Genomic DNA, 22,933 nt, shown 5'->3' with positions numbered 1-22,933 from the left:
GCCCGCGCCAACTTGCGGTTACCGCGTTGCGGTGGCCAGTGCCGCGCGGATGGCGTCCTCGCCGACCGGCTGGCCCTTCTCGTTGCGCCCGGCCTCGATGGCGAGCCGCGCGACGGTACTGCCGGTGTATCCGCTTCCGATGAATCCCACAGTCGTCAAATTCTCAGCGCTCCCCGGAAGAGCCGAACCCTTGTCATTTGCCGGACTCGTTGCGATTCGGGTCCCTGCCGTCAGCCGGCGGAGAAGTAATGGCCGTTGTCCAAATCGGCGAGCAGGCTGGGCTGAGCGGGTTCCCAGCCGAGGGTCCGGCGGGTGATGAGGTTGGACGCCGGGTAGTTCTGCGTGACTATGTTCGCGAGGAACCCGAAGTATCCCGGCACCATCAGTACGTCCGCGGGAACGCTCACGACGGGCAGGCCCAGACGGCTGCCAATGGCCTCGGCGATCTCGCGGAGCGGGATGGCCCCGTCCCCAACCGCGTGCCAGTATTTGCCGGCCGGCCCCTTCTCCAGCGCCAAGCGGAACAAGGAGGCGACATCGCGGACGTGCACGGCGTTCCACAGGTTCGCGCCGTCTCCGGGGTAGCCGACGAAACCCTTCTCCTTCGCGAGCGCGATCAGCTGCACGAGGAAGCCGGCACGATCGGTCGTGCTGTGCGCGATGTTGGCAATCCGCACGACCGAAGACCGCACTCCCCGCTCGGCGAGGCCGACTACGGCGGTTTCCACGACGTTACGAACCCGCAGGGTGCCCTTGTACTCATCGCCGCCGGGAAGGGCCGGGTCCTCCTCGGTGGCCGGCCGGCCCAGGTTCCCTGGCGAGCCTATGCTCCCCGCCGCGACCAGCGGCTTTCCGGTTCCCGCCAGTGCCTCGCCGTACGCGAGCATGATCGGGAGCTCCGCGGCGGCCACGGCGTCGATCCCGCCGGAGGGAAGCAGGTCCTGCCTGTGCGCGACGTGGATGACGCCGTCGGAGTCCGCGGCCGCCTCCTTGAGCCCGTCGAGATCCTCGAGGTCGCCGCGACGCACCTTCGCGCCGAGCGCGGACACCGCCGCCGCGGCCGTGTCCGACCGGGCCAGGCCGGTGACCTCATGTCCGGCGGCGATGAGCTCGGGGATGATGTACGAACCAGAATGACCGGTCCCGCCAGTGACGAAAACGCGCATGCTATTTCCTTGTGAGAGTGAGCGGAGGGGCTGTTCTCCTCGTGCCGTAGATCGGCTGGCGTGATGTGGCGCGAGAAGTGGTGGTGCGGGTGCGCTCAGCCGAGAATGCTGACGCCGAGGAAGAAATTGGTGTGCTTGACGGAGCGGGCGACGAGGCCCAGCTGCAACAGGGCGACGTTCTCCAGCGTCCGCGCCATTGCCAGCTGCCCCGTGTCCATCGGGCGCAGTCCCAGACTCTCGATGAACGCCGACACGCGTGTCTTTGCCTGCGCGTCGTCGCCGGCGATGAACACGTCCAATAGGCGACCCTCGGCTGGGCCGGCCGCCAGAACATGGGAGAACAGGGTGTTGAACGCCTTGACGACATGCGCGCCGGCAGGGGCGGCCTTGGCGATCTCCTGAGCGCCGGAACTGCCGTCGGGGGTGACAAAGCCCTGGAAATCAGGGGAGACGGGGTTGGTGATGTCGATGATGACCTTGCCGCGCAGTGCGTCCGCGTACTCGCTCACCACCGCCGCCGCGCCGGCGTACGGCACGGCGAGGACAACGATGTCCCCGGCCGGGGCGGCGCCGGCCGTCCCGACAGTGGCGCCGCCGAGCGCGGCGGCCAATTCCTCGGCCTTGGCCCGGTCGCGGCCGATAATCTCGACGGCGTTGCCGCCGGCGAGCGCCCGGTCGGCCAGGGCGCCGGCCATGTTCCCCAGGCCGATAATGCTGATGCTGCTCATTGGCATGCCTGCTTTCCGGAGCTGGATAGGACGCCATACCCGCCCCGTCGTTGTCGACGGTTGTGTCGTCGACGCCGTCGAATGACGCGATGGAGGGCGCTCAATTCCTGATGCGCTCATTCTGGAACTGAGCCTGGGCCCTGTTATCAAGTTCCGATGTCGAATTCTTATGCCGAATTTGCTTCGGCCTCATTAGGTACCTATTCAGGCTGCCATTTACCTGAGTGGGTGTCCAAGACCTCTTTAAGGCGTGGTGATACCCTGGAGGTATCACCGGACCGGGAGGCGCCATGGATCTGGACCTGCGCAAACTGCGTTACTTCGTCGCCGTGGCCGACCGGTTGCACTTCGGCCGCGCCGCCGATGAGCTACATATCGCGCAGCCGGTGCTCAGCCGGCAGATCCGCGCGCTCGAGCAGGATCTCGGCGCCTCGCTGTTCACCAGGGATCGCCACGGCGTAGCGCTGACCGACGCGGGCCGACAACTGCTGGCCGACGCCGGTCCGCTGCTCGCCTCCGCGCACGCGGTCCGCCGCCGGGTGTCCGTAGCCGCCCGCGGCAGCCGGCGGCTGATGGTCGGTTTCCGGGCGGGCATCCCGGTCATCCCGGCGGCGCGGGCGTTCGAGGCCCGGCACCCGGACGTGGTCGTGGACGTGCAGCGGATCGAATGGGACGAACAGGCCCCGATGCTGCTCGACGGCCGCATCGACGTCGGCTATGTGCGGCTGCCCATCGACGAGGCCGGCCTGCGCGTCACCCCGCTGTACACCGAGCCGCGGGTGGCGGTGCTGCCCGCCGGCCACCGGTTGGCCGGCAAGGAGGAGGTCACCGAGGCCGACCTGGCCGGCGAACCGCTGCTCTGGCATGCCGACCCGAGCACGCAGCCCACCAGGCGCCCGCACCCTAACGCCGGGTACCTGGTGCGCGGGGTGGACGAGACGCTCGAGCATGTCGCGGCCGGCCGGGGCATCTCGTTCCTGGCCCGTTCGGCGACCGTGTTCTACTCACATCCGGACGTCATCTATGTGCCCATCCCGGATCTGGCGCCCGACCAGGTATGCCTCGCGATGGCGGCATCGCGCACCTCGCCAGTGGTCGATGACTTCTTCACCGCGGCCCAGGCGACGGCCGAGATCACGGCAGAATGTGGGAACTATGAAATGTGGCAGCTCGGAGGCGACGCCGTTTCAAAGCATGGTTGAGCAGTCCGACTGACAACAGCAGCGCCAACAGGCGGCACGCGGCGTCAGCAATGGCGAAGGCATCGTGCTCGGGGGCGGAGGCGATGTTGGCGCACAGTAAGAATCGGCATCGTCGCGCGACCGCTTGACGTGGAAGACGTGTCGGCCGCCGGGGGTGGCGGTGTCCAGGTTCTCGTGCAGCGAGGTGAAGCCGATGCCGCGCTCGCGCAAGTCAGAGAACGGCAGTCCGGGGTTCTTGAACGACCTAGGTTTTTGAATGGTTTTTTGAAGGCTTCGAGTGGGCCGGGCGCCCCTCCGGGAGGGACCTTCAGAAAACGAAGGTTTTCTGAAGATCGTCGCACTACGACAGTTGATGCACCGCCCGGCCGGTCGCGCACTGTTGGTCGTCGCTCAGTCTGCCCCCCGCGGCGGGCCGCTCCGCCCACGAGTTCGGGCAACCGGCTTGAGTGATCGGCTGCTTGCTCTATCCGTGTGGTGTGGTGATCTGCCGTACGGCGTGGACGACGGCGGCGCGGTGCTGGATCAGTCGCTGCGCCGGCCACGGGGCGCTTCCGCCGGCCGGGCTCATGCCGCCGGTGAGGCTGAACCAGGTTTGGGTCAGCGCCAGCACGAAAGCCACCAGGTCCTCGGGGCCGAGCTCCGGATCGACTCGGCCCTGCTCCTGGGCCGCCGCAACAGCTGTGGTCTTTGCGGTGTAGGTGGCGGCCTCCTGGTCGGTGGCGCCGGGGCGCTCCAGCAGTTTCCAGAAGAGCAGCCGCATCAGGTGGGGGTGGGCGACCAGGTCGTCGAAGATCTGTCCCGCGACTTCGGGGAGGTCCTCGGCGTCGAAGGGCACGGTCTCCGTGCCCACGGCCAGCACCCGCTCGATCACCGCGTCGAACAACTGCTCCTTGTTGCCGAAGTAGGCGTAGATCCTTTGCTTGTTCGCATGGGCCGCCTCGGCGATGCGGTCCACCCGGGCGCCGGCCAGACCGTGCGCGGCGAACTCGGCGGTGGCGGCGTCCAGGAGGCGTTCCTTGGTCGCGGCGGAGTCTCGGGGCATGCAGCCACTCTAGCGAGTAACCATCCAGTTGGTTTGACACCTGCGAAGGCGTGCCACACCATAGAAACCATCCAGTTGGTTGCCATGGTTTGGGTGACCTCGACACAAGGAAGACCAATGACGGAACTCCGCACGCTCGGCAGCCAGGGCCTCACCGTCTCCGCCCAGGGACTCGGCCTCATGGGGATGAGCGCCTTCTACGGCGGCACCGATGAGGCCGAATCGCTGGCCACCATCGACCGTGCCCTGGAACTGGGCGTGACCCTGTTCGACACTGCCGAGATCTACGGACCCTTCACCAACGAGCAGCTCCTCGGCAAGGCGCTCACCGGCCGCCGTGAGCAGGCCGTGATCGCCACCAAGACCGGAATCGAGATCGGCGACGACGGTGCGGTGACCGGCCTCAACGGGCGCCCCGAGTACATCCGCCGTGCCTTGGACCGCTCCCTGCGCCACCTGAACACCGACTACGTCGATCTCTACTACCTGCACAGGGTCGACCCGCAGGTGCCGATCGAGGACACCGTCGGCACCATGGGCGAGCTGGTGGACGCCGGCAAGGTCCGCCACATCGGCCTGTCCGAGGCCTCGCCGGGGACCATCCGCCGCGCCCACCGCGTCCACCCGCTGAGCGCGGTCCAGACCGAGTAGTCGCTCTTCGAGCGCGGCATCGAGCAGGACGGGGTCATGGCCACTCTGAACGAGCTCGGGATCGGCCTGGTCGCCTACGCGCCGCTGGGGCGCGGCTTCCTCTCCGGCGCGATTACCAGCCCGGACGACTTCGCCGCCGACGACTACCGCCGCATCGACCCCCGCTTCCAGGGCGAGAACTTCCCGCGCAACCTGGCCGTGGTCAACGAGGTCCGCCGGATCGCCGCAGCCAAGAAGGTCACACCCTCCCAGCTGGCCCTCGCCTGGGTCCTGCACCGGGGCGCGGTCGCCATCCCTGGCACCAAGCGCCGCCGCTACCTGGAAGAGAACAGCGCCGCTGCCGCCGTAACCATCACCGTGCAAGAGATGGCCGCCATCGATGCGGTCGCTCCGCACGGGATCGTCGCCGGCGACCGCTACACCCCCGACCAGATGCAGCTTCTCAACGGCTGAGTACGGGGCCTCCCGGCGGGCGGCCCGCCACGGCTCGGCCTCCCGGGAGGCCGAGATGCAGCAATCCAACCAGTCCTGGACGCTTGCGTAGGCGGCGTCCTCGGCCTCCGGAAAGAGATGAGCACAATGATCGACCATGTCTTCCTGACGGTGAGCGACAGGGAACGCTCAGTCGAGTTCTACAGCGAGGCGCTGAAGCCGCTGGGCATGCGCCACGTGTTCGACTTCGACGGCTCAGCCGCCCCGGAGTGGGTCGGCGACCTCGCAGGGTTCGGCACCGACACGGCCTTCACGTTCTGGCTGCGCGAAGGCGACAGCCAGGGACACGCCGCGCACGTCGGTTTCACCGCATCCTCGAGAGAGGTCGTCGACGCGGCGTACGCGGCGGCCATGGCAGCGGGGGCGACCGACAACGGCGCACCCGGGGAGCGCCCCTACTTCGCTCCCGGATACTACGCGGCCAACGTCCTCGACCCCGATGGGTACAGCCTGGAGTTCACCTACCACGGGCAGCCCTGACCTGGAGGTTTTCCGCAGGCCGCGAACATCCGCAGCAGGTCGTGGGCGCGAACTTGGTTGGTGATGAGCGATCCGGCGACCCGGAGCACGTCCGGCCGGTGCGTGGCGATCCGCTTGAGGTTGACCTTGTTGCAGGCCACCGCGTCCAACGGCCCGTACCCGGCGGCCGGCGCCTCACTGTCGGGCAGATCGGCCCGCCAGAACCGTTGGTCGGCCAGGTCGCGAAAGCGCGGGGCGAAGCGGAAGCCGAGCATCTTGTACAGGCCGAACGCGATGTCGGAGTACGAGGCGTTGTCGGTCGCGGCCATCTCCGACTTCACCCCGCCGTCGAGGTTGAGCAGAGTGTCCAGCGTGTAGAGGCTGTCGCGCGGCGTGCCGCGTACGACCATCGCCCCGATCCCCGCGACCTGGTCGTTTACCGCATTGAGCCAGGGCAGACCCCTTTTATACCCGTAATGCTCGGGCTAGGGGCCGGTGTTGATGCTCTTGACCGGGACAACGAAGCACAGCCCGTCGACGGAGGCGAGCAGACCGCATCCGGTAGTCGGACTCCGGCCGGTACAGCGGCCAGCCTGCCGCAGCCGCCACGGCCTGCGCCTGGCGGTCGTCCCCCCCGGACCGCGGCGAGATCGACACGGTGGCACTCAACTTCGCCGACTATCAGCCGGGGTCCTTGTACCGGCCGCCGCGGGCGGCCCACTGCCGGCCGGGGTGGGGCTGGAGGTTGAGCGAGCCCGAACTCGTCGATACATAAGACGACTTCGGGCTCGCCTTCCTCGGGTATGACCTCGCCGTCGGCGATCGCGTAGAGGTGTTCAACGCGGGCCTTCTTGACGGCGTAGTCGGGGTCGCGGGAGGTCTTCCAGGTCTTCAGGCGTTGAAAGGAGACGCCCTCCTCACGGAGCAGGATCCGAAGGCCCTCGCGGCTGATGTCGTCGACCACCCCCTCGGCGACCAGGAAGTCGGCCGACTTGGCCAGGCTCCAGGTTGAAAACGGCAGGTCGTGCTCGGCCGGCCTGGACTTGACGATCTTCTTGATCTCCCGACGCTCCGGGAGGCTGAAGGTTCTCGGCCGGCCGCCCTTGTACTTCGGATAGAGCGAATCGAAGCCGTCGGCATTGAAGTTGTGGATCACGTCCCGGACCCGGTCCGTGCTGGTGAACGTGGCCTCGGCGATCTTCGCCACGGTCATGCCCTGCGCCGACAGCAGCACCATCTGAAGCCCGGCGCCAGGTCACCACCGATCCTGTGCCGCGGCGGATAGTCCGCAGCAACCGCCGGCCCTCGTCGTCATCGATCTCACGGACGCGTACTCGTTCAGCCACCCGCACAGCCTGACGGCCACGCGCCACCCAGGACAGGACCGGCGGCGCGTCAATCACCCCTGTAGACCTGCCACCGCCGGCCTGCCAGTGCTCGGGTCAGCTCGGCGTCGTACTGATCGGCGTCAAAAGAAAACGCTGGGGGCCGCACTTTGTCCATGGGCACCCGCCAGTCGGACCACTCCACGATCCCGCCGTGCCGCTGCACGAACACGGACAGGTAGCCACAGCATCCGCCCGTGCACTCAGGCTCGCCCAGCACTACACGTCGCCCCTCACCGGTCGCCCAGAGGGCACCGTGACCGCCGACGGGCAGCGCCTCCTCCGCAAACGGGCCGCGGCCTCCCTCTCCAACCGCCTCTGCCACCACTTCCTCGCCGTCGATCCGGAACTGCAACTGGGCAGTCCAACGGGGGCCCGGTGGCAACACACTGACCTCAAGCCGATTGAACACCTGAGCACCCTACGTGGGACCCGGCCGCCACAGGTCCTTTCCTACGACCGGGCGTGGGTGTCTGGCCAACTACCAGTCGACGTCCCAAGAGGCGAACGTTGCCTGATGCGGCACCAGCTGGTGACGCCCTTCACGGGAGCGGGCCGGTATACCCCGGAATCCTGCTGCGAGGGTCAGCCTCCAACACCGTGGCCCGGGCAGGTGATCCGCTAGCGCTGCCGTGCGGGCGGGGTTTGTGACGGTTCTTGTGGGCCCTCGCCGTATTTCAGAGGGATACCCGCGCTGCTCTGCCAGCGGCAGAACACCGGCCGGACCGGGCTCGACGATCACTACAGTCCAGTCTCATGACGACGATTACGACGCGTACGGTCGAGTATCCGGCCGACGGTTTGACGATGATCGGGCACCTCGCGCTCCCGGCCGGTGTCGACCGTCGGCCCGCGGTGCTGCTCGGACCAGAGGGCATGGGGCTCAGCGACGTCGAGCGCCGCCGGGCCGATGCTCTCGCCGAGCTGGGATATGTAGCGCTGGCCTTCGACCTTCATGGCGGGCGCTATTTGGGCGACCCCGAGGAGATGCTGGCCCGTTGCCTGCCGCTGCTCGCTGATCCCGAGCGGATGCGAGGCATCGGCCATGCGGCGCTCGATGTGTTGCGCACCGAACCGCGGACCGACCCCGACCGGATCGCCGCCGTCGGCTATGGCACGGGGGGTGCCGTCGGGCTGGAACTCGGGCGCGCCGGCGTCAGCCTGCGCGCGATCGGGACAGTCAACGCACTGACCACGGGCCGACCGGGCGAGGCAGCGCGCATTCGCTGCCCGGTGTGGGCCGGGGTCGGGTCGGAAGACCCGATCATGCCGCCCGCGCAACGGAACGCGTTCACCGCCGAGATGCAGGCCGCGGGCGTCGACTGGCGCCTCGTGGTCTACGGCGGCGCCTTGCACGCCTTCCACCACCCGCCGGTCGGCCACCCCGTGGTCCCCGGCGTCGGCTACCACCCACGGCACGCGCAGCGAGCCTGGCGCGACGTCGTCGACCTGCTCGCCGAGTGCCTGCCCGTGACGGAGGATCTGGGGCATGACCCAGGTAAGCATGCTGGCCCCGGGCACTGACAGTCCACTCCCCTCAAGTCCGCACAGCAGAAACGCATTCGGGCGGTTACTCGATCGTGGAGACGTATCCACAACTACCGCAGTAAATACCGGATTTACCGCGGCAGAGCCCCTACCTGGATCACCGCGACCTGCGGCGGACCAATCCGGCCGCCGGGGCGAGGTGTACGCATTTACTGCGGCAGCACCGGAAGGGCGGGACGGCGTGACGATCGAACCGGTGACCGAACTCGGGAGCGGGGGCGCACTTCGGTTGCCGCGCGCTCGGGTCGTACCTCTGTCCGCCCCGTCGTCGTACGCCGCGGCGGTCGAGCGGTACCTCACCGGCGCGGGCATCGCGAAGTCCTCCGCGCGGATCTACCGGATCTCCCTCACGACGTAGGGACGGATGCTCGCCGGCGAACCGCCGCCGACCGGACCCGCCCGCCGAGGCGCGAAACCGCCCGTCTTCCCCGTCGCAGCGATCGACGACCCGGCGCTGCCGGAGGTCTTGGCCGAGCCGGCGGCGGCGCGGGCGGACGAGATGGACGCCGACACCGTCAACCGGGAGCTGTCCATCGCGCGCAAGGCGATCGGCTGGTGGCAGCGCCAAGGCTGGCCCGGCTGCTGGCCAACCCCCTCGCCTCGCCCGACGACATCGAGGACCTGGACGGCTGGACGCTTCACTGGCTACGCCACAGTGCTCTGACGCACGACGCGGAGGACGGCACCTCCACCCCGATGCTGCTGGCCCGCTCCCGCCACGCCTCCGTCCGCTCCCTGGAGCGCTACGCCCGCCCCGGCGTCGACTCGGTCGCCCGGCACGTCGCCGAACGCGCCCCCGCTGCATGTCGCCGCAGGTAAATCCGAGCGGATCAGTGCTTCGAGATCATCCCGTTGCCCCTTTGGCGCGTATCTCGGTCACACCCCCACTGGACTGCTCCCCGCGCCCGCGGGGATGGTCCCTCGTACTTCGCGTACGTCTGCTCGTCCTCATGCTGCTCCCTGCAGCCGCCGGGACGATCCCCAGCGCGTGAGCTGTGTGTGCTGGGGGCGGACTACGGAGCGTAAGTGGCTGAATCAGTTGGGAGCTGTTGCCCCGGTGTCACCGTGTCAGGGCTTGCCAAGCGCTGCGTTTGTAGAGACCCCATAACCGGGCCTGCGGTCAGCATGGTTCCGGCGAAGGGGCGGATCCGCGCTCGCCGAGGGGGTGGGCGATTCACTGGTGACTCGCGGCGGCAGTTCGAGAGTGCGGAGGTGAGACCGGTGCCGGAAGCGCGAGTGGAGTCGTTCCGAAGACCTGACTACGCGTCAGTAAAGTCAGCATTGGGTCAGCATCAGTCCGAGCAAAGCTGACTACGGCTGGTGAAACCTGCACTTGGGGGTGGAGTGGAACGAAGGGTGTGAGGGTGGTTTGCTCTCGCGGTCTGAGTGAACCGGGCGGGGTGTTTTTCACCGCGCCCGGCGACGCGGGTGCTGCTTTGGAAAGTGGCAGTTCAGCGCACTCGACCTCGTGGTTTCAGCGGCACCGGCGGCAGCTCGGGGGCAGGCAGCGGCGCTCCGTCGTAACCCTTCACTTCCCCGAACCGCGACCCGCCCATCCAGTCCTCGCGAGCCTGTTTGATGTCGTCCTGCGTACGTCCGACGAAGTTCCACCACATGATGAGTTCCTCCTCGAACGGCTCGCCGCCCAGGAGCATGATCGCCGCGTCCGACTCGGCGTGCAGCGGCAGTTCGGTGCGGCCGCAGCCGAGGTAGAGCATCGAGCCCGGGAGCACCGGTACGCCGTCGACACGCACCTCGCCGGACATCGCCAGCACGCCGTACTCGAAGTCCGTCTCCAGGGGCAGGCGCAGATCCGTCCCCTGAGTCAGCGCCAGGTCGGCCCCGACGATCGGGGTGAACGTCGTGCCGGGCGACGCCGCGCCGTCGAGGGAGCCGAGGATCACGGTGGCGGTGAGGCCGGGCGCGGTGACCTTCGGCAGGTCGGCGTGGTGCTCGAACTTCGGTTCGACGTGCCGGTGGGAGTCCGGCAGCGCGACCCACAGCTGGGCGCCGTGCAGATACCGGGCGTGCGACTTGGGGCTCTCCTCGGAGTGGCTGATCGCCCGGCCCGAGGTCATCAGCCCGAGCTCGCGCGGGCGGATCGTCTGCAGGCTGCCGGTCGAGTCGCGGTGCAGTACCTCGCCCTGGTGCAGCCAGCTGACCGTCTGCAGCCCCATGTGCGGGTGCGGCGGGACCTGCATCCCGGGCTCGTCGGCGATGTCGTCGGGGCCGTAGTGGTCGACGAACGCCCAGGCGCCGATCATGCGGCGGCCGAGGTTCGGCAGCAGCCGGCGCACCTCGGTCGACTCGCCGAGTTGCACGTGGCGGGGGCTCAGCAGCTCGCGGACGGGTTCGGCGACGACGAATCCGCGGCCACCGCAGATGCTCGGTACGGGCGCACGGTCAAGGTTGCTCATGCTGCCCAACTTAGCGGTCGAACGTTCCGGTTGCCGAGCGCTCAGCCGGTCGTGCGGAACCCGTCCCTCACGTTGTCGAAGACCGGGCGGTACGTCGCCCACTTCGCGTCCGGCGCGGAGAGGTAGATGTCGTACTCCCGGCCGCCCTCCCTGCCATAGCCCAGGTCGACGGCACGGAAGACGCGGACCCGGCCCCGGAAGGTGAACTCCCAGATCGCGGCGGGCTGCCCACGGAACTCGGTCCGCTGCATCCGCAGCTTGCGGTAGGTCGGGTAGTTGACCTTGGTGTTGGCCTCGATGTCGGCGAAGTGCGTGATCGGGTTCGGGCCGGCCGGTTCCACCGTTCCGATGGTGACACCGGCCAGACCGGTCGGGTCCTTGTAGGTGACCTCGTCCGTGGCGCGGGTGCCGACCGTCCAGCCGTCGGGGACGGGGAAGGAGACGCCGAGGGTCTTGTCGGTGACGCGGTGGTACCCCTGGGGGAGCGGGGAGAGCGAGGGCGTGCTCGTCGGCGTCTTTCCGGCGGGCGTGTGCAGCAGCGTCACGGCGGTGCCCGCGGCCGCCGCCAGGGCGACGGCACCGGCGACCAGGGCCAGGCGCCCGCGCCGGGCGCGCCGTCTGCGGCGGGCGCCGGGAGCCGCCGGGGGAACAGAGACCGCGGCGGAAGCGGAGACCGTCGGGGGAGCGGAGGCTGTCAGGGGGGCCGGGGGTGGTACCACCTCCGTCAGGGCTCCCGACCAGGTGGTCAGCAGGGCCCGTTCCGTCCGCTCGGCCGAGGGCCGGTCCGCCGGGTCCTTGGACAGCAGCAGCCGAATGAGCGGCTCCAGCGGGCCGGCCTGCTTCATCGGCTCGACGGGGTCGGTGACGATGGCGTACGCCGTCTCCATGGCGGTCTCGCGCCTGAACGGCGGCCGCCCCTCCACCGCCTGGTACAGCGTGGCTCCCAGCGACCACAGGTCCGAGGCCGGCCCGGGCGTCAGCCCGCGCAGCCGCTCCGGGGCCATATAGGGGATCGAGCCGACCATCTGCCCGGTCTGGGTGAGCGTCGACGAACCGGCGGTCAGCGCGATGCCGAAGTCGGTGAGGACCACCCGGTCGTCCTGGCCGAGCAGCACGTTGCCGGGCTTGACGTCCCGGTGCAGAACGCCGGCGGCGTGCGCGGCCCGCAGCGCGGCGACCATGCCGAGCCCGATCCGGGCGGTCTCCTCGGGCGCGAGCGTCCGGCCGCCGTCGAGGAGGTCGGCGAGGGTGGTCGCGGGGACGTACTCCATGACGATGCAGGGGCGGCCGCCGTCGTCGACCACGTCGTGCACGACGATCACATTGGGGTGGACGACCCGCGCCGCGCTGCGGGCCTCCCGGCGGGTGCGTTCGTAGAGCGTGGCCAGTTCGTCGTCGGAGAGCTGCGGGCGGGCGTGGATCTGCTTCAGCGCGACCTGCCGGGCCAGCACCTCGTCGTCGGCCCGCCATACGGTGCCCATGCCGCCGCGGCCGATCCGCTCGGTCAGCCGGTACCGCCCGGCCACCAGCCGCCCTTCCTCCGACACCGCCCCGTCCTCCGCCAGCTCTGCCCGCGTTCGATCAGTCCCGTCACGATAACCGCCCGTTCCTGATCACCTGTGGGGATGTTCCGGAGGCTCGGGCGGTCGGCCTGCGAAGGCTCGGCCGCCTGAGCCCCTTGTGCTGCGAATCGACAGGGGAGGCCGTTGCGCGGCTACGATTCGCGGCCCCGGCTTCTCCCGGATGTGCGCTGGTTCACTGCCGGGTACGTCAGTGCGCCGGCAGCTTCCACAGATGGCCGACGGTGCTGTTGTCGTCCCGTATCAAGGCGGTGCCGCCGTCGCTGGTGCCCGCGTTGGCGGTGCCCACGCCGCTGGTGTCCAGGCCCAGGGTGCCCGTGCCGCGCGGGCGGAGCTTCGCCCGTGCCGAGGTAGGGCAACTGGCCGTCCAGGGCGGCCCGGTAGCCCTCGAAGGTGGGGTGCAGCGGGAGCAGGTCCGGCGGGCTCTTGCGCATGTCCCGCTGCGGCGAGAGGGGCACGTTGACCATCCAGTACGCCAAGAACAGCATCGGCCCAGTACGCCAAGAACGGCATCGGCGCGGTGAGAAGCAACCCGAGGACGGTGTGTCGAGTTGAGCGACCTGCATCTCCGTCGCACCGGACCCGGCTGTGCTTGCTTAAGTAAATCAAGTGACTTACATTCTGGAGGGTCGTGCAGACTCGAGTGGCCCTACGGAGGCTCGACCATGTCCCATGCACAGCCCCGGCCGATAGAGGCAGGGGAGTCCGCCGCGCCGCGGACCAACGCAGTTGTCGCGGTGCTGGCCTTCGGCGGGATCGTGGTCTCGCTGATGCAGACCCTCGTGATCCCCATCGTGCCCGAGCTGCCGAAGCTGCTCGACGCCTCGGCGTCCAACGCGGCCTGGGCCATCACCGCCACACTGCTCGCGGCCGCCGTCGCCACGCCCGTCATGGGGCGGCTCGGTGACATGTACGGCAAGCGGCTCATGCTGCTGACCAGCCTGGTCATGCTGGTCGTCGGCTCGGTCACCGCCGCGCTCAGCGACACCCTCGTGCCGATGATCGTCGGCCGCGCGCTGCAGGGTCTGGCCGCGGGCGTGATCCCGCTCGGCATCAGCATCATGCGCGACGAACTCCCCGCCGAACGGCTCGGCTCCGCCACCGCCCTGATGAGCGCCTCCCTCGGCGTCGGCGGCGCGCTCGGCCTGCCCGCGGCCGCGCTGATCGCCGACCACTTCGACTGGCACGTGCTGTTCTGGACGTCGGCCGTGCTCGGCGTCGTCGCCGCCGTGCTGGTCATGCTGCTGGTGCCGGAGTCCAAGGTGCGCACCGGCGGCCGTTTCGACCTGCCCGGCGCCCTCGGGATGGCGGCCGGCCTGGTCTGCCTGCTGCTCGGCATCTCCAAGGGCGCCGACTGGGGCTGGGGCAGCGGCACCACGCTCGGTCTGTTCGGGGCGGCCGTGGTGGTCCTGCTCGCCTGGGGCTTCTACGAACTGCGCACCCGGCAACCGCTGGTCGACCTGCGCACCACCGCCCGCCGTCAGGTCCTGGTGACGAACCTCGCCTCGATCGCCTTCGGGTTCTCCATGTTCGCGATGTCCCTGGTGCTTCCGCAGCTCCTGCAGTTGCCTCAGGCGACCGGCTACGGGCTGGGCAAGTCGCTGCTCGACGCGGGCCTGGTGATGGCCCCGACCGGCCTGGTGATGATGGTGATGGCGCCCGTGTCGGCCCTCGTCTCCAGGAACTTCGGCCCGAAGATCACCCTGATGTGCGGCGCGGTGATCGTGGCCGCCGGGTACGGGCTCAACATCGTGCTGATGGACGCCGTCTGGCAGCTCGTGCTGGTCTCCTGCATCGTCGGCGCCGGTATCGGCTTCGCCTACGGCGCGATGCCCGCGCTCATCATGGGCGCCGTCGACCCGCACGAGACGGCCGCCGCGAACAGCCTCAACACCCTGATGCGGTCCATCGGAACGTCGACCGCGAGCGCGGTCGCCGGGGTGATCCTGGCCCAGATGACGAACGTCTTCGGCGGTGTCACCGTGCCCTCCGAGAACGGCTTCAAGGTGGTCATGGCGATCGGCTCCGGCGCGGCGGTCCTCGCGCTGCTGGTGGCCGCGTTCATCCCGCGCCGGAAGCCGGCCCCGGCGGCCGGCGCGGTGCTCGAACCGGCGCCCGAGCCACCGGTGGGTGCGCAGGGAGACTCGGTGACCGTCTCCCTCGCCGACGACGGCGTCCAGGTGCGCGGGCGGGTGCGCGGCGCCGACGGAACCGGTGTCGGCTGGGCGGCCGTCACCCTGATCTCCCTCGGCGGCCGCCAGCTCGGCCGCGCGGTCGCGGACGCCGAGGGCCGTTATGCAGTGACGGCGCCCGGCGAGGGGACGTACGTCCTCATAGCCTCCGCCGACGGCTGCCGGCCGCAGGCCACCACCCTGGCCGTGGGCACCGAACCGGTCGCCTACGACATGCTGCTCAGCGGGACCAGCAGCCTGGCCGGACTGGTGCGTGCGGCCGACAGCGGAGCGCCGGTCGCCGGGGCCGTGGTGGTCGTCACCGATGTGCGCGGGGACGTGCTCGCCACCCAGCAGAGTGACGGGCTCGGCGCGTTCGCGGTCGGCGACCTGGTACCGGGCACCGTGACCCTCGCCGTCAGCTCGCCCAAGCACCGGCCGCTCGCCCTGCCCGTCGAGATCGCCGGAACCGGGGTCACCCGCGTCGAGGTCGAGCTGCGGCCGGGCGCCCATGTGCGCGGCACGGTACGGGGCATCGGGGGCCCGCTGGGGGACGCCCGGGTCACGCTGGTGGACGTGGCCGGCAACGTCGTCGGCACGACCATCACCGGGGAGGACGGCGGGTACGCCTTCTCCGACCTGGACACCGGCTCGTACACGGTCATCGCGACCGGCTACCCGCCGCACGCCGCCGGGGTGCTGGTCTCCGGCGCCGACATCCACGACCACGACATCGAACTCACCCATCCCAGCGCGTAGTTCACCGTCCTGCCCGAACCCGACGATCGGTCCCGCGTCCGAGGCCGGCGCCGTGCCGGAGTGGGCACGGCGTGCGACGGACCACGCCGCTACGAGGTCGAAACCGAACCAGATCAAAGTGATCCACGGTGTTCGCCGTCCGCCGCACCGAACGGGCGGCGGACGGGCAGGACGCGCCGGGGCCGGTCGCCGCCGTACGGGCCTGACGGCGTCCGCTGCCGTGAATCGGCCCGGGTGTCAGACCGGCAGCAGGCGCGCGATCAGGGCGCTCAGCTGGCGGGCCGTACGGCACTCGTGCATCTCCACCAGCTCGGCGTAGTCGGGTGCCGCCGAGTCGCCCGTGCCCCACAGGGAGCGCGCCTCGGGGTTCAGCCAGTAGACGCGGCGCGCCTGTCCGGCGATCCGGCGGACGGCGGCGAGGTTCGGGTCGAGGTTGTTGGTGCGGGCGTCGCCGAGCACGAACACCGTGCTGCGCGGGCCCACCGCCGCGCCGTACCGCTCCGCGAACTCGCCCAGCGACACCCCGTAGTCGCTGCTGCCGTGCCAGCCGGTGAGGGTCGCCTCGGCGCGGATCCGGGCGCCGAGCCCCTCCGGGTCGGCCCGGCCGTGTTCGAGCAGGCCGGTCACCTCGTCGATCCGGTTGACGAAGGCGAACACCCGGACCTTGCTGAACTGGTCGTGCAGCGCCTGCACCAGCAGCATCGTGAAGTCCGAGAACCCCGACACCGAGCCCGACACATCGCACAGCAGCACCAGTTCGGGCCGGACCGGCCGGCGCCGGCGCAGCACCGGCCGCATCGGCACCCCGCCCGTGGACAGCGAACCGCGCAGCGTGCGGCGCAGGTCGATGGTGCCCCGCGCGGCCCGGCGGCGGCGCGCGGCCAGCCGGGTCGCCAGTTTGCGGGCCAGCGGCTGAACAGCCCTGCGCAGTTCGGCGAGTTGATCCCGCCCGGCGAACAGGAAGTCCACGCGGTCGGCGCTCGGCGCCACCGCCCGCCGGGCGATCTCGTCCCGCCCGCGCCGCTCGGCCACCCGGCGCCGGGCCTCCGCCGCGACCATGCCCCGGAACGCCTCGATCCGCCGCCGGATCTCGTCGTCCAGCAGCCGGTCCGTGAACCCCGGGTCCGTGCCCCGCGCCCGGACGTCCGCCCGCACCCGCGCCAGCAGCGTCTGCGGCCGCAGCCGGTCCAGTGTCTGGTACGACGACCAGCCGTCCGAGCCCGGCGAACTCCCGTACCCGCCCATGCCGTCCACCGCCTGCGCCGCCAGCTGGCGCAGCAACGCGGTGTCGTCGTCGGCCAGCGCGGCCGCGAGCCGCTCCCGCAACTCGTCCCGGTCGGCCGGCTCGGCGCCCGGGCCGCCCACCCCGCGCGGGAAGTAGAGGTCGAAGACCTGGTCGAACACGGCCCGTTGGCCGGTTCCGTGCAGCAGGGTCGCGGCCAGCCCCTCGCGCAGCAGCTCCCGGTCCGCGAGACCCAGCGCCGCCACCGCCCGGCCCGCGTCCACGGTCTCCCCGGTGCCGACTCGCACCCCGTGCGTCCGCAGCGCCCCCACCAGACCGGTGAGCCGGTCGGCGAGGTCGGCCGGAGCGTGTGCCGCTGCGCTCACAGCGCGTCCAGGTCCAGCTTGGCGGCCGCCTTCTGGATGTCGTCCTGGTGCTTGAGGATCACGCCCAGGGAATCCCGTACGACCTGCTCGTCCAGGGTGTCGGCGCCCAGCGCCAGCAGGGTGCGCGCCCAGTCGATCGTCTCGGCCACCGACGGCACCTTGCGCAGGTCCATCGCCCGCAGCGCCCCGACCACCCGGACCACGGACTCGGTGAGCGCCTCGGTGAGCTCCGGCACCTTCAGCCGTACGATCCGGCGCTCCAGCTCCTCGTCCGGGAACCCGATGTGCAGGAACAGACAGCGGCGGCGCAGCGCCTCGGACAGCTCACGGCTCGCGTTCGAGGTGAGCACCACGAAGGGGCGGCGGGTCGCGGTGACCGTGCCCAGCTCGGGGACGGTCACCTGGAAGTCGCTGAGCACCTCCAGGAGCAGGCCCTCGACCTCGACGTCGGCCTTGTCGGTCTCGTCGATCAGCAGCACCTTCGGGTCGTCGCCCCGGATCGCGGTCAGCAGCGGGCGGGGGAGCAGGAACTCCTCGCTGAAGATGTCGGTGCGGGCCTCGTCCCAGGTCTCGTCCCGGCCGGCGCTGATGCGCAGCAGCTGCTTGGCGTGGTTCCACTCGTACAGCGCCCGAGACTCGTCCACGCCCTCGTAGCACTGCAGCCGTACCAGCCGGGCGCCGGCGACCTCGGCGACGGCCTTCGCCAGCTCGGTCTTGCCGACCCCGGCGGGGCCCTCGACGAGGAGGGGTTTGCCGAGCCGGTCGGCCAGGAAGACGGTGGTGGCGACGGCGGGGGAGGCGAGATAGCCGGTCTCCGCGAGGCGGGCGGAGACGTCGTCGACGGAAGTGAACAACGGGGCCTCCGGCTGAACGGCGTGGAGCTGACCTTCCTATCTAAGCGCTTGTTCACCTCTCCTGCCACCCTGTATACCGATCGGTTTCCGAATGTGCTGCCGAGAGGTAACCTCGGCCCTATGGCCACCACCGACAAGGCGTCCCCCCGCGACCGGCTGCTCGAAGCCGCCGCCCAGCTCTTCTACCGCGACGGCGTCTCCGTGGGCGTCGAGGCGCTGTGCAGGTCGGCCGGGGTGTCGAAGCGCTCGATGTACCAGCTCTTCGACAGCAAGGAAGAGATGCTGGCCGCCAGCCTGGAGCGCCGCAGGCCCTGGTACGAGGCCCAGCTCACATCCGTCGAGGCCACGTCGGCCACGCCCCGCGAGCGGATCCGGTACGTCTTCGAGCGGCTGGAGAAGAGCTCCGGGAACCCCGAGTACCGCGGCTGCCCGTACCTCGCCGTCCTGGTCGAGCTGAAGGACCCCGAGCACCCGGCGAGCGTGGTGGCCCGCGACGCCAAGGACCGGATGGAGAGCTACTTCCGGGAACACGCCGAACAGGGTGGCGCGGCGGACCCGGCGGTCCTCGCCCGCCGGCTGATGCTGATCTTCGACGGGGCCAGCGCCCGCGCCGGCGCCCACATCGAACGGCTGGACGACGGGCTGGTCACCGGGACGGTGGACGTCCTCATGGATGTGGCGGGGATGAGCTAGCCGACCCGGACGGGTCAGCACAACGCGCCGAGCGGGTCGCCCGCCCGATGCAATGGACGCGTGACCGCGCCCCCGGACGACTGCCTCGCGCGCAACGAGTGGATCTGCGGGGCCTATCTGAGCAGCCGCCGCCAGATCCTCCTCGACGCGGTCGGCCAGCACCTCCGGCTCACCGCGGTCTCCGTGCTCATCGGGCTCGTCATCGCCGTCCCCCTGGCCGTGCTGGCCCGCCGCTGGCGCTGGTCGGCCGGACCCGTCCTCGGCGTCACGACGATCCTCTACACCATCCCCTCCCTGGCGATGTTCTCCCTGCTCCTGCCGGTCTACGGCCTGTCGGCCACCCTCGTCGTGGCCGGGCTGGTGCTCTACTCGCTCACCCTGCTGGTCCGGAACATCCTCGCGGGCCTGCGCGCCGTCCCGGAGGAGACCCGGCAGGCCGCCCGCGGCATGGGCTACGGCCCGATCCGCCTGCTGCTCACCGTCGAGCTGCCGCTCGCCCTGCCCGCCGCGATGGCCGGACTGCGCATCGCCACCGTCTCGGCGGTCTCGCTGGTCACCGTCGGCGCGATCGTCGGCTTCGGCGGGCTCGGCAACCTGATCTACGCCGGCATGAACACCTACTTCAAGGCCCAGGTGCTCACCGCCTCCGTACTGTGCGTGCTGATCGCCGTCGCCGCCGACCTGCTGCTGCTCGGTGCCCAGCGGCTGCTCACCCCGTGGACCCGGGCGGCCCGCGCATGACGACGCTCGCCGACGCCTGGGACTGGCTCGCCGACTCCGCGCACTGGGCGGGCGACGACGGGATCGGGCACCGGCTGCTCCAGCACCTCGTCCTCACCGTCGTCTGCCTCGTCATCAGCTGCGCCATCGCCCTGCCGGTCGCCCTGGTCCTCGGCCACCTCGGCAAGGGCGGCGCACTCGCCGTGAACATCTCCAACGTCGGCCGTGCCGTCCCCACCTTCGCCGTCCTGGTCCTGCTGCTCCTCACCCCGATCGGCCGGTGGGGCGAGGGCCCCACGGTGGTGGCCCTGGTGCTGTTCGCGATACCGCCGCTGCTCACCAACGCCTACGTCGGGATGCGCGAGGTCGACCGGAGCATCGTGCAGGCGGCCCGCGGCATGGGGATGACCGGCCGGCAGATGCTGTTTCACGTGGAACTGCCCCTTTCGCTCCCTTTGGTCCTCAACGGGGTGCGGATCGCCGCCGTCCAGCTCGTGGCCACGGCCACCATCGCCGCGCTGGCGGGCGGGGGAGGGCTGGGGCGGATCATCACCGCCGGATTCAATCTGGCCAGCACTCCCCAGGTGGTCGCCGGGGCGATCCTGGTCGCCGTCTTCGCGCTGCTCGTGGAGGGTGTCTTCGAGGTCGCCGAGCGGCTGGCCCCGGTCTGGGTGCGAGGCTCGCGGTGAGGTGCCGTACGGCGGTACCGGCCGCGCTGCTGCTCACCCTCACGGCCTGCACCACCGGCCCCTCCCTGGAGAACCGCGGCGAGGTCACCGCACCCCCGGGCGACAGCCGGCATCTGACCATCGGCTCCGCCGGATTCACCGAGAGCGACCTGCTCGCCCAGATGTACGCGCAGTTGCTGGACCAGGCCGGTTACCGGACCTCCCTCATCACCGTGGCCAACCGGGAGATCTACGAACCCGCCCTGGAATCCGGGCAGATCGACGTCGTCCCCGAGTACGCGGCCACCTTCGCCGACTGGCTCAACGCCAAGGCCAACGGCCCCGACGCACCGCCCGTGGGCTCGCCCGACCTCGCCACCACGATGAAGGCGCTGCGCCGCCTCGCCACACCGCGCGGCCTCACGGTCCTGGATCCGGGGCGGGCGGTGGACCAGAACGCCTTCGCGGTCACCGCCGCCTACGCCCGGCAGTACCACCTCAGGACGCTCAGCGACCTGGGCGCCTCGGGGCTGAAGGTACGGCTCGCGGCGGGTGACGAGTGCGTGCAACGGCCGTACTGCGAACCGGGACTGAAGAAGGTCTACGGCATCGACATCACCGGCGTCGACCCCAAGGGCGTCGGCACCACCCAGGCCAAGCGGGCCGTGCAGAGCGGGCAGGACCAGATGGTACTGACCACGACCACGGACGCGACCCTCGACCAGTTCGGCCTGGTCCTGCTCGCCGACGACAAGCATCTGCAGAACGCCGACTACGTCGTCCCGGCCGTCAACCGCGCACGGGCGGGCAGCGAGCGGGTCACCAAGACGCTCGGCAAGCTCAACGACGTCCTGACGACGGCCGACCTGGCCGCCATGAACCAGCAGGTCGACAGCTGGCGACGGCTGGCCCAGGACGTGGCCCGCACGTATCTGCGGGACAAGGGCCTGGTGAAGTGAGGGCCGGTGCCCGTTGTCAGCGCCGGACGGTACGTTCCGGGGCATGGGGATGTATCTGGTGAGTGTCGCCGCGCAGGAGTGGTTCGGTGAGGACGAGGAGGAGGGCGGCAAGGGTGCCGTCGCCTCGGCTCTGAACGAGGAGTTGCGGCGGCGCGGGCTCGCGCCGTACGAGTCGGTGCCCGAGGCGGCCGGTCCGGTGCGCGGCTCGGGGCAGTCGTTCGAGGAGAAGCTGGTGCCCTCCATGGACGGGTTCGGCGCGCTGTGCCGGAAACAACTGGCGCCGGGGGAAGCGGAGCTGCTGCTGGGCTGGTCGGTCCTGGTGCCGGTCTCCCTCGACGGAGAGATCCGGCTGCCCCTCGAATCCGCCTACACCGACGAGACGGTGATCGCGGGTGCCCCCGAGGTGCTCGCCCTCGCGGAGCGGCTGGCGGCCGCGATCCGGCTCCCCGTCGACGCGATACCCGAGGCCTGCGACAACCTCGATCTGACGATGTGGTTCCTGGAGGGCCAGGCGGAGGAAGCGGTCACCGCCCGCCCCGGCCCGTGGGGGAAGGACCTGGACGCCGCCTTCTACGTCGCGCTGTACCTGCGAGCCGCCCAGCACTCACTGCGCCGCGGCTGCCCGATGACGTACAGCTGACGAACGCCGGCCGGCGCCCCGCCGGTCAGGCGTCCGAGACCGAGTCGAACGGCACCTGACCACGCGAAACACCACGTGCGTCCGCGTCCACCGAGCGGCGCAGCGCCTCGTGCAGCTTGGCCGGGGTGAGCACGCCGAGGAAGCGCGAGCCGTCGAGGACCGCGACCCACCCGGCGTCGTACTGGAGCATCACGCCGAACGCCTGCTTCAGCGGGGCGCCGACCGGCACCCACGCGGTCATCCGGTGCGCGAGGTCGCCGACGCTGCCGCCGGCCGCCAACTCGTCCCGGCCCACCCAGCCGTGCAGGTCGCCGTGCGTGTCCAGGACCACCGCCCAGCGGGCGCCCTCCGCCCGCAACCGGGCCGCGGCGCTCTCGGCGGACTCGGCCGGGCGGGCGATCGGCGGCTGCTCCAGGTCGTCCGGCTCGATCTCGGTCACCGACAGCCGCTTCAGCCCGCGGTCCGCGCCCACGAACTCGGCGACGTACGGCGTGGCGGGCGTCCCCAGCACCGCACCCGGCGTGTCGTACTGCTCGACGCGCCCCTGCCCGTACACCGCGATCCGGTCGCCGAGCCGCACCGCCTCCTCGATGTCGTGGGTGACCAGCAACACCGTCTTGCGCACGGCCGCCTGCATCCTGAGGAACTCGTCCTGCAACTGCTCCCGCACCACCGGGTCGACCGCGCCGAACGGCTCGTCCATCAGCAGCACAGGGGGATCGGCGGCGAGCGCGCGGGCCACACCGACCCGCTGCCGCTGGCCGCCGGAGAGCTGGTCCGGGTAGCGCGGACCGAACGTCCCCGGGTCCAGGCCCACCAGGTCGAGCAGTTCGGCGGCGCGCTTGCGGGCCCTGACCCGTTTCCAGCCGAGCAGGGCCGGGACGGTCGCGGTGTTGTCGAGGACCGTGCGGTGCGGGAACAGACCCACCTGCTGGATGACATAGCCGATCCGGCGGCGCAGTCGAACGGGGTCGACCCGGGCGATGTCCTCACCGTCGACGAGGATCCGGCCGGAGGTCGGTTCGATGAGCCGGTTGACCATCATCATCGTGGTGGTCTTGCCGCACCCGGACGGGCCCACGAGTGTGACGAGTTCGCCCTCCGCCACCTCGAAGGAGAGGCCGTCCACGGCGGTCGTGCCGTCCGGATACCGCTTGGTGACCTGCTCGAACCGGATCATTCCCTCACGCT

At 70.5% G+C, this 22,933-nt stretch carries 21 protein-coding genes and 4 pseudogenes; 12 read left to right on the top strand and 13 right to left on the bottom strand.

Translation table 11 applies throughout. The features are described from left to right. Positions 1-18: 18 nt before the first annotated feature. From ACFWXC_RS43750 to ACFWXC_RS43740, 3 genes are all read right to left on the bottom strand, one after another. Positions 19-159: a hypothetical protein gene (locus ACFWXC_RS43750; protein WP_384488206.1), complete on the bottom strand. Its 141-nt coding sequence runs from the start codon at positions 157-159 to the stop codon at positions 19-21. A gap of 71 nt (positions 160-230) precedes the next feature. After that, the gene (locus ACFWXC_RS43745) at positions 231-1,166 is read right to left on the bottom strand and encodes an SDR family oxidoreductase (RefSeq protein WP_384488204.1); all 936 of its coding nucleotides are present in this window, start codon (positions 1,164-1,166) and stop codon (positions 231-233) included. 95 nt (positions 1,167-1,261) lie between these two features. After that, the gene (locus ACFWXC_RS43740) at positions 1,262-1,894 is read right to left on the bottom strand and encodes an NADPH-dependent F420 reductase (protein ID WP_384488202.1); all 633 of its coding nucleotides are present in this window, start codon (positions 1,892-1,894) and stop codon (positions 1,262-1,264) included. 290 nt (positions 1,895-2,184) lie between these two features. On the opposite strand from ACFWXC_RS43740, the gene ACFWXC_RS43735 reads away from it, so the two are divergent. Then, entirely contained in the window at positions 2,185-3,096 is a 912-nt protein-coding gene (locus tag ACFWXC_RS43735; RefSeq protein WP_384488200.1) for a LysR family transcriptional regulator, read from the top strand. A gap of 463 nt (positions 3,097-3,559) precedes the next feature. Here the strand turns inward: ACFWXC_RS43735 and ACFWXC_RS43730 are convergent, their stop codons facing one another. Next, positions 3,560-4,138, bottom strand: coding sequence for a TetR/AcrR family transcriptional regulator (locus tag ACFWXC_RS43730; RefSeq protein ID WP_384488198.1), 579 nt, complete (start codon positions 4,136-4,138; stop codon positions 3,560-3,562). Here ACFWXC_RS43730 and ACFWXC_RS43725 point away from each other — a divergent pair. Further along, a pseudogene (locus ACFWXC_RS43725) lies at positions 4,025-5,242 on the top strand (aldo/keto reductase). The gene ACFWXC_RS43730 and the pseudogene ACFWXC_RS43725 sit on opposite strands and share 114 nt — an antisense overlap. Positions 5,243-5,359: 117 nt before the next feature. Next, the gene (locus tag ACFWXC_RS43720; protein WP_384488196.1) at positions 5,360-5,761 is read left to right on the top strand and encodes a VOC family protein; all 402 of its coding nucleotides are present in this window, start codon (positions 5,360-5,362) and stop codon (positions 5,759-5,761) included. Between the two features lie 26 nt (positions 5,762-5,787). Here the strand turns inward: ACFWXC_RS43720 and ACFWXC_RS43715 are convergent. The 3 genes and pseudogenes from ACFWXC_RS43715 to ACFWXC_RS43705 all read right to left on the bottom strand — a co-directional run. Next, positions 5,788-6,300: pseudogene (locus ACFWXC_RS43715) on the bottom strand (Tn3 family transposase); the annotation flags it as partial. Between the two features lie 127 nt (positions 6,301-6,427). Continuing rightward, positions 6,428-7,086: pseudogene (locus ACFWXC_RS43710) on the bottom strand (helix-turn-helix domain-containing protein); the annotation flags it as partial. A 49-nt stretch (positions 7,087-7,135) separates the two neighbouring features. Then, a complete protein-coding gene (locus ACFWXC_RS43705) occupies positions 7,136-7,537 on the bottom strand; it encodes a hypothetical protein (protein ID WP_384488194.1) in 402 nt (133 codons plus the stop codon). A 344-nt stretch (positions 7,538-7,881) separates the two neighbouring features. Here ACFWXC_RS43705 and ACFWXC_RS43700 point away from each other — a divergent pair, with 344 nt between their 5' ends. From ACFWXC_RS43700 to ACFWXC_RS43690, 3 genes are all read left to right on the top strand, one after another. Continuing rightward, on the top strand, positions 7,882-8,649 hold the full coding sequence (locus ACFWXC_RS43700; RefSeq protein ID WP_384488192.1) for a dienelactone hydrolase family protein: 768 nt from the start codon (positions 7,882-7,884) through the stop codon (positions 8,647-8,649). A gap of 205 nt (positions 8,650-8,854) precedes the next feature. Continuing rightward, positions 8,855-9,031, top strand: coding sequence for a hypothetical protein (locus ACFWXC_RS43695; RefSeq protein WP_384488190.1), 177 nt, complete (start codon positions 8,855-8,857; stop codon positions 9,029-9,031). Positions 9,032-9,228: 197 nt separating this feature from the next. Further along, positions 9,229-9,492, top strand: a complete 264-nt coding sequence (locus ACFWXC_RS43690) for a hypothetical protein (protein ID WP_384488188.1) — start codon at positions 9,229-9,231, stop codon at positions 9,490-9,492. Positions 9,493-10,124: 632 nt separating this feature from the next. Here ACFWXC_RS43690 and ACFWXC_RS43685 read toward each other — a convergent pair. The 3 genes and pseudogenes from ACFWXC_RS43685 to ACFWXC_RS43675 form a co-directional block, all read right to left on the bottom strand. Beyond that, positions 10,125-11,090 (bottom strand): pirin family protein, encoded by a 966-nt coding sequence (locus ACFWXC_RS43685; RefSeq protein WP_384488186.1) that lies wholly within the window; start codon positions 11,088-11,090, stop codon positions 10,125-10,127. Between the two features lie 41 nt (positions 11,091-11,131). Beyond that, positions 11,132-12,637 (bottom strand): protein kinase, encoded by a 1,506-nt coding sequence (locus ACFWXC_RS43680; RefSeq protein ID WP_384488184.1) that lies wholly within the window; start codon positions 12,635-12,637, stop codon positions 11,132-11,134. 374 nt (positions 12,638-13,011) lie between these two features. Beyond that, positions 13,012-13,158, bottom strand: a pseudogene (locus tag ACFWXC_RS43675) (carbohydrate ABC transporter permease); the annotation flags it as partial. 177 nt (positions 13,159-13,335) lie between these two features. On the opposite strand from ACFWXC_RS43675, the gene ACFWXC_RS43670 reads away from it, so the two are divergent. Next, positions 13,336-15,600 carry an MFS transporter gene (locus ACFWXC_RS43670; protein WP_384488182.1) on the top strand — a complete coding sequence of 755 codons (2,265 nt, stop codon included), beginning with the start codon at positions 13,336-13,338 and terminating at the stop codon, positions 15,598-15,600. A 237-nt stretch (positions 15,601-15,837) separates the two neighbouring features. On the opposite strand, the gene ACFWXC_RS43665 is transcribed toward ACFWXC_RS43670, so the two are convergent. Then, positions 15,838-17,208, bottom strand: a complete 1,371-nt coding sequence (locus ACFWXC_RS43665) for a VWA domain-containing protein (protein ID WP_384488180.1) — start codon at positions 17,206-17,208, stop codon at positions 15,838-15,840. Then, a complete protein-coding gene (locus ACFWXC_RS43660) occupies positions 17,205-18,062 on the bottom strand; it encodes a MoxR family ATPase (protein WP_351703975.1) in 858 nt (285 codons plus the stop codon). The genes ACFWXC_RS43665 and ACFWXC_RS43660 overlap by 4 nt, the downstream gene beginning before the upstream one ends. A gap of 120 nt (positions 18,063-18,182) precedes the next feature. Here ACFWXC_RS43660 and ACFWXC_RS43655 point away from each other — a divergent pair, with 120 nt between their 5' ends. From ACFWXC_RS43655 to ACFWXC_RS43635, 5 genes are read left to right on the top strand one after another with little or no spacing between them, the layout of a single operon-like run. Beyond that, positions 18,183-18,755, top strand: a complete 573-nt coding sequence (locus tag ACFWXC_RS43655) for a TetR/AcrR family transcriptional regulator (RefSeq protein ID WP_384488178.1) — start codon at positions 18,183-18,185, stop codon at positions 18,753-18,755. A 60-nt stretch (positions 18,756-18,815) separates the two neighbouring features. Continuing rightward, entirely contained in the window at positions 18,816-19,496 is a 681-nt protein-coding gene (locus tag ACFWXC_RS43650; protein WP_384488176.1) for an ABC transporter permease, read from the top strand. Next, complete coding sequence (locus ACFWXC_RS43645; RefSeq protein WP_384488174.1) at positions 19,493-20,164, top strand: ABC transporter permease; 672 nt, start codon at positions 19,493-19,495, stop codon at positions 20,162-20,164. Before ACFWXC_RS43650 ends, ACFWXC_RS43645 begins: the two co-directional genes overlap by 4 nt. Next, positions 20,161-21,102, top strand: coding sequence for an ABC transporter substrate-binding protein (locus ACFWXC_RS43640; RefSeq protein ID WP_384488172.1), 942 nt, complete (start codon positions 20,161-20,163; stop codon positions 21,100-21,102). The genes ACFWXC_RS43645 and ACFWXC_RS43640 overlap by 4 nt, the downstream gene beginning before the upstream one ends. Before the next feature lie 43 nt (positions 21,103-21,145). Beyond that, positions 21,146-21,742, top strand: coding sequence for a hypothetical protein (locus tag ACFWXC_RS43635; RefSeq protein WP_384488170.1), 597 nt, complete (start codon positions 21,146-21,148; stop codon positions 21,740-21,742). 25 nt (positions 21,743-21,767) lie between these two features. Here the strand turns inward: ACFWXC_RS43635 and ACFWXC_RS43630 are convergent, their stop codons facing one another. After that, positions 21,768-22,922 (bottom strand): ABC transporter ATP-binding protein, encoded by a 1,155-nt coding sequence (locus tag ACFWXC_RS43630; protein ID WP_384488168.1) that lies wholly within the window; start codon positions 22,920-22,922, stop codon positions 21,768-21,770. Between the last annotated feature and the right edge of the window lie 11 nt (positions 22,923-22,933).

It is taken from the genome of Streptomyces sp. NPDC058683 (assembly GCF_042716195.1).
GTDB lineage: Bacteria > Actinomycetota > Actinomycetes > Streptomycetales > Streptomycetaceae > Streptomyces.
The sequence above is the reverse complement of the archived record's forward strand: the minus strand, read 5'-3'. Positions and strand labels throughout refer to the sequence as shown.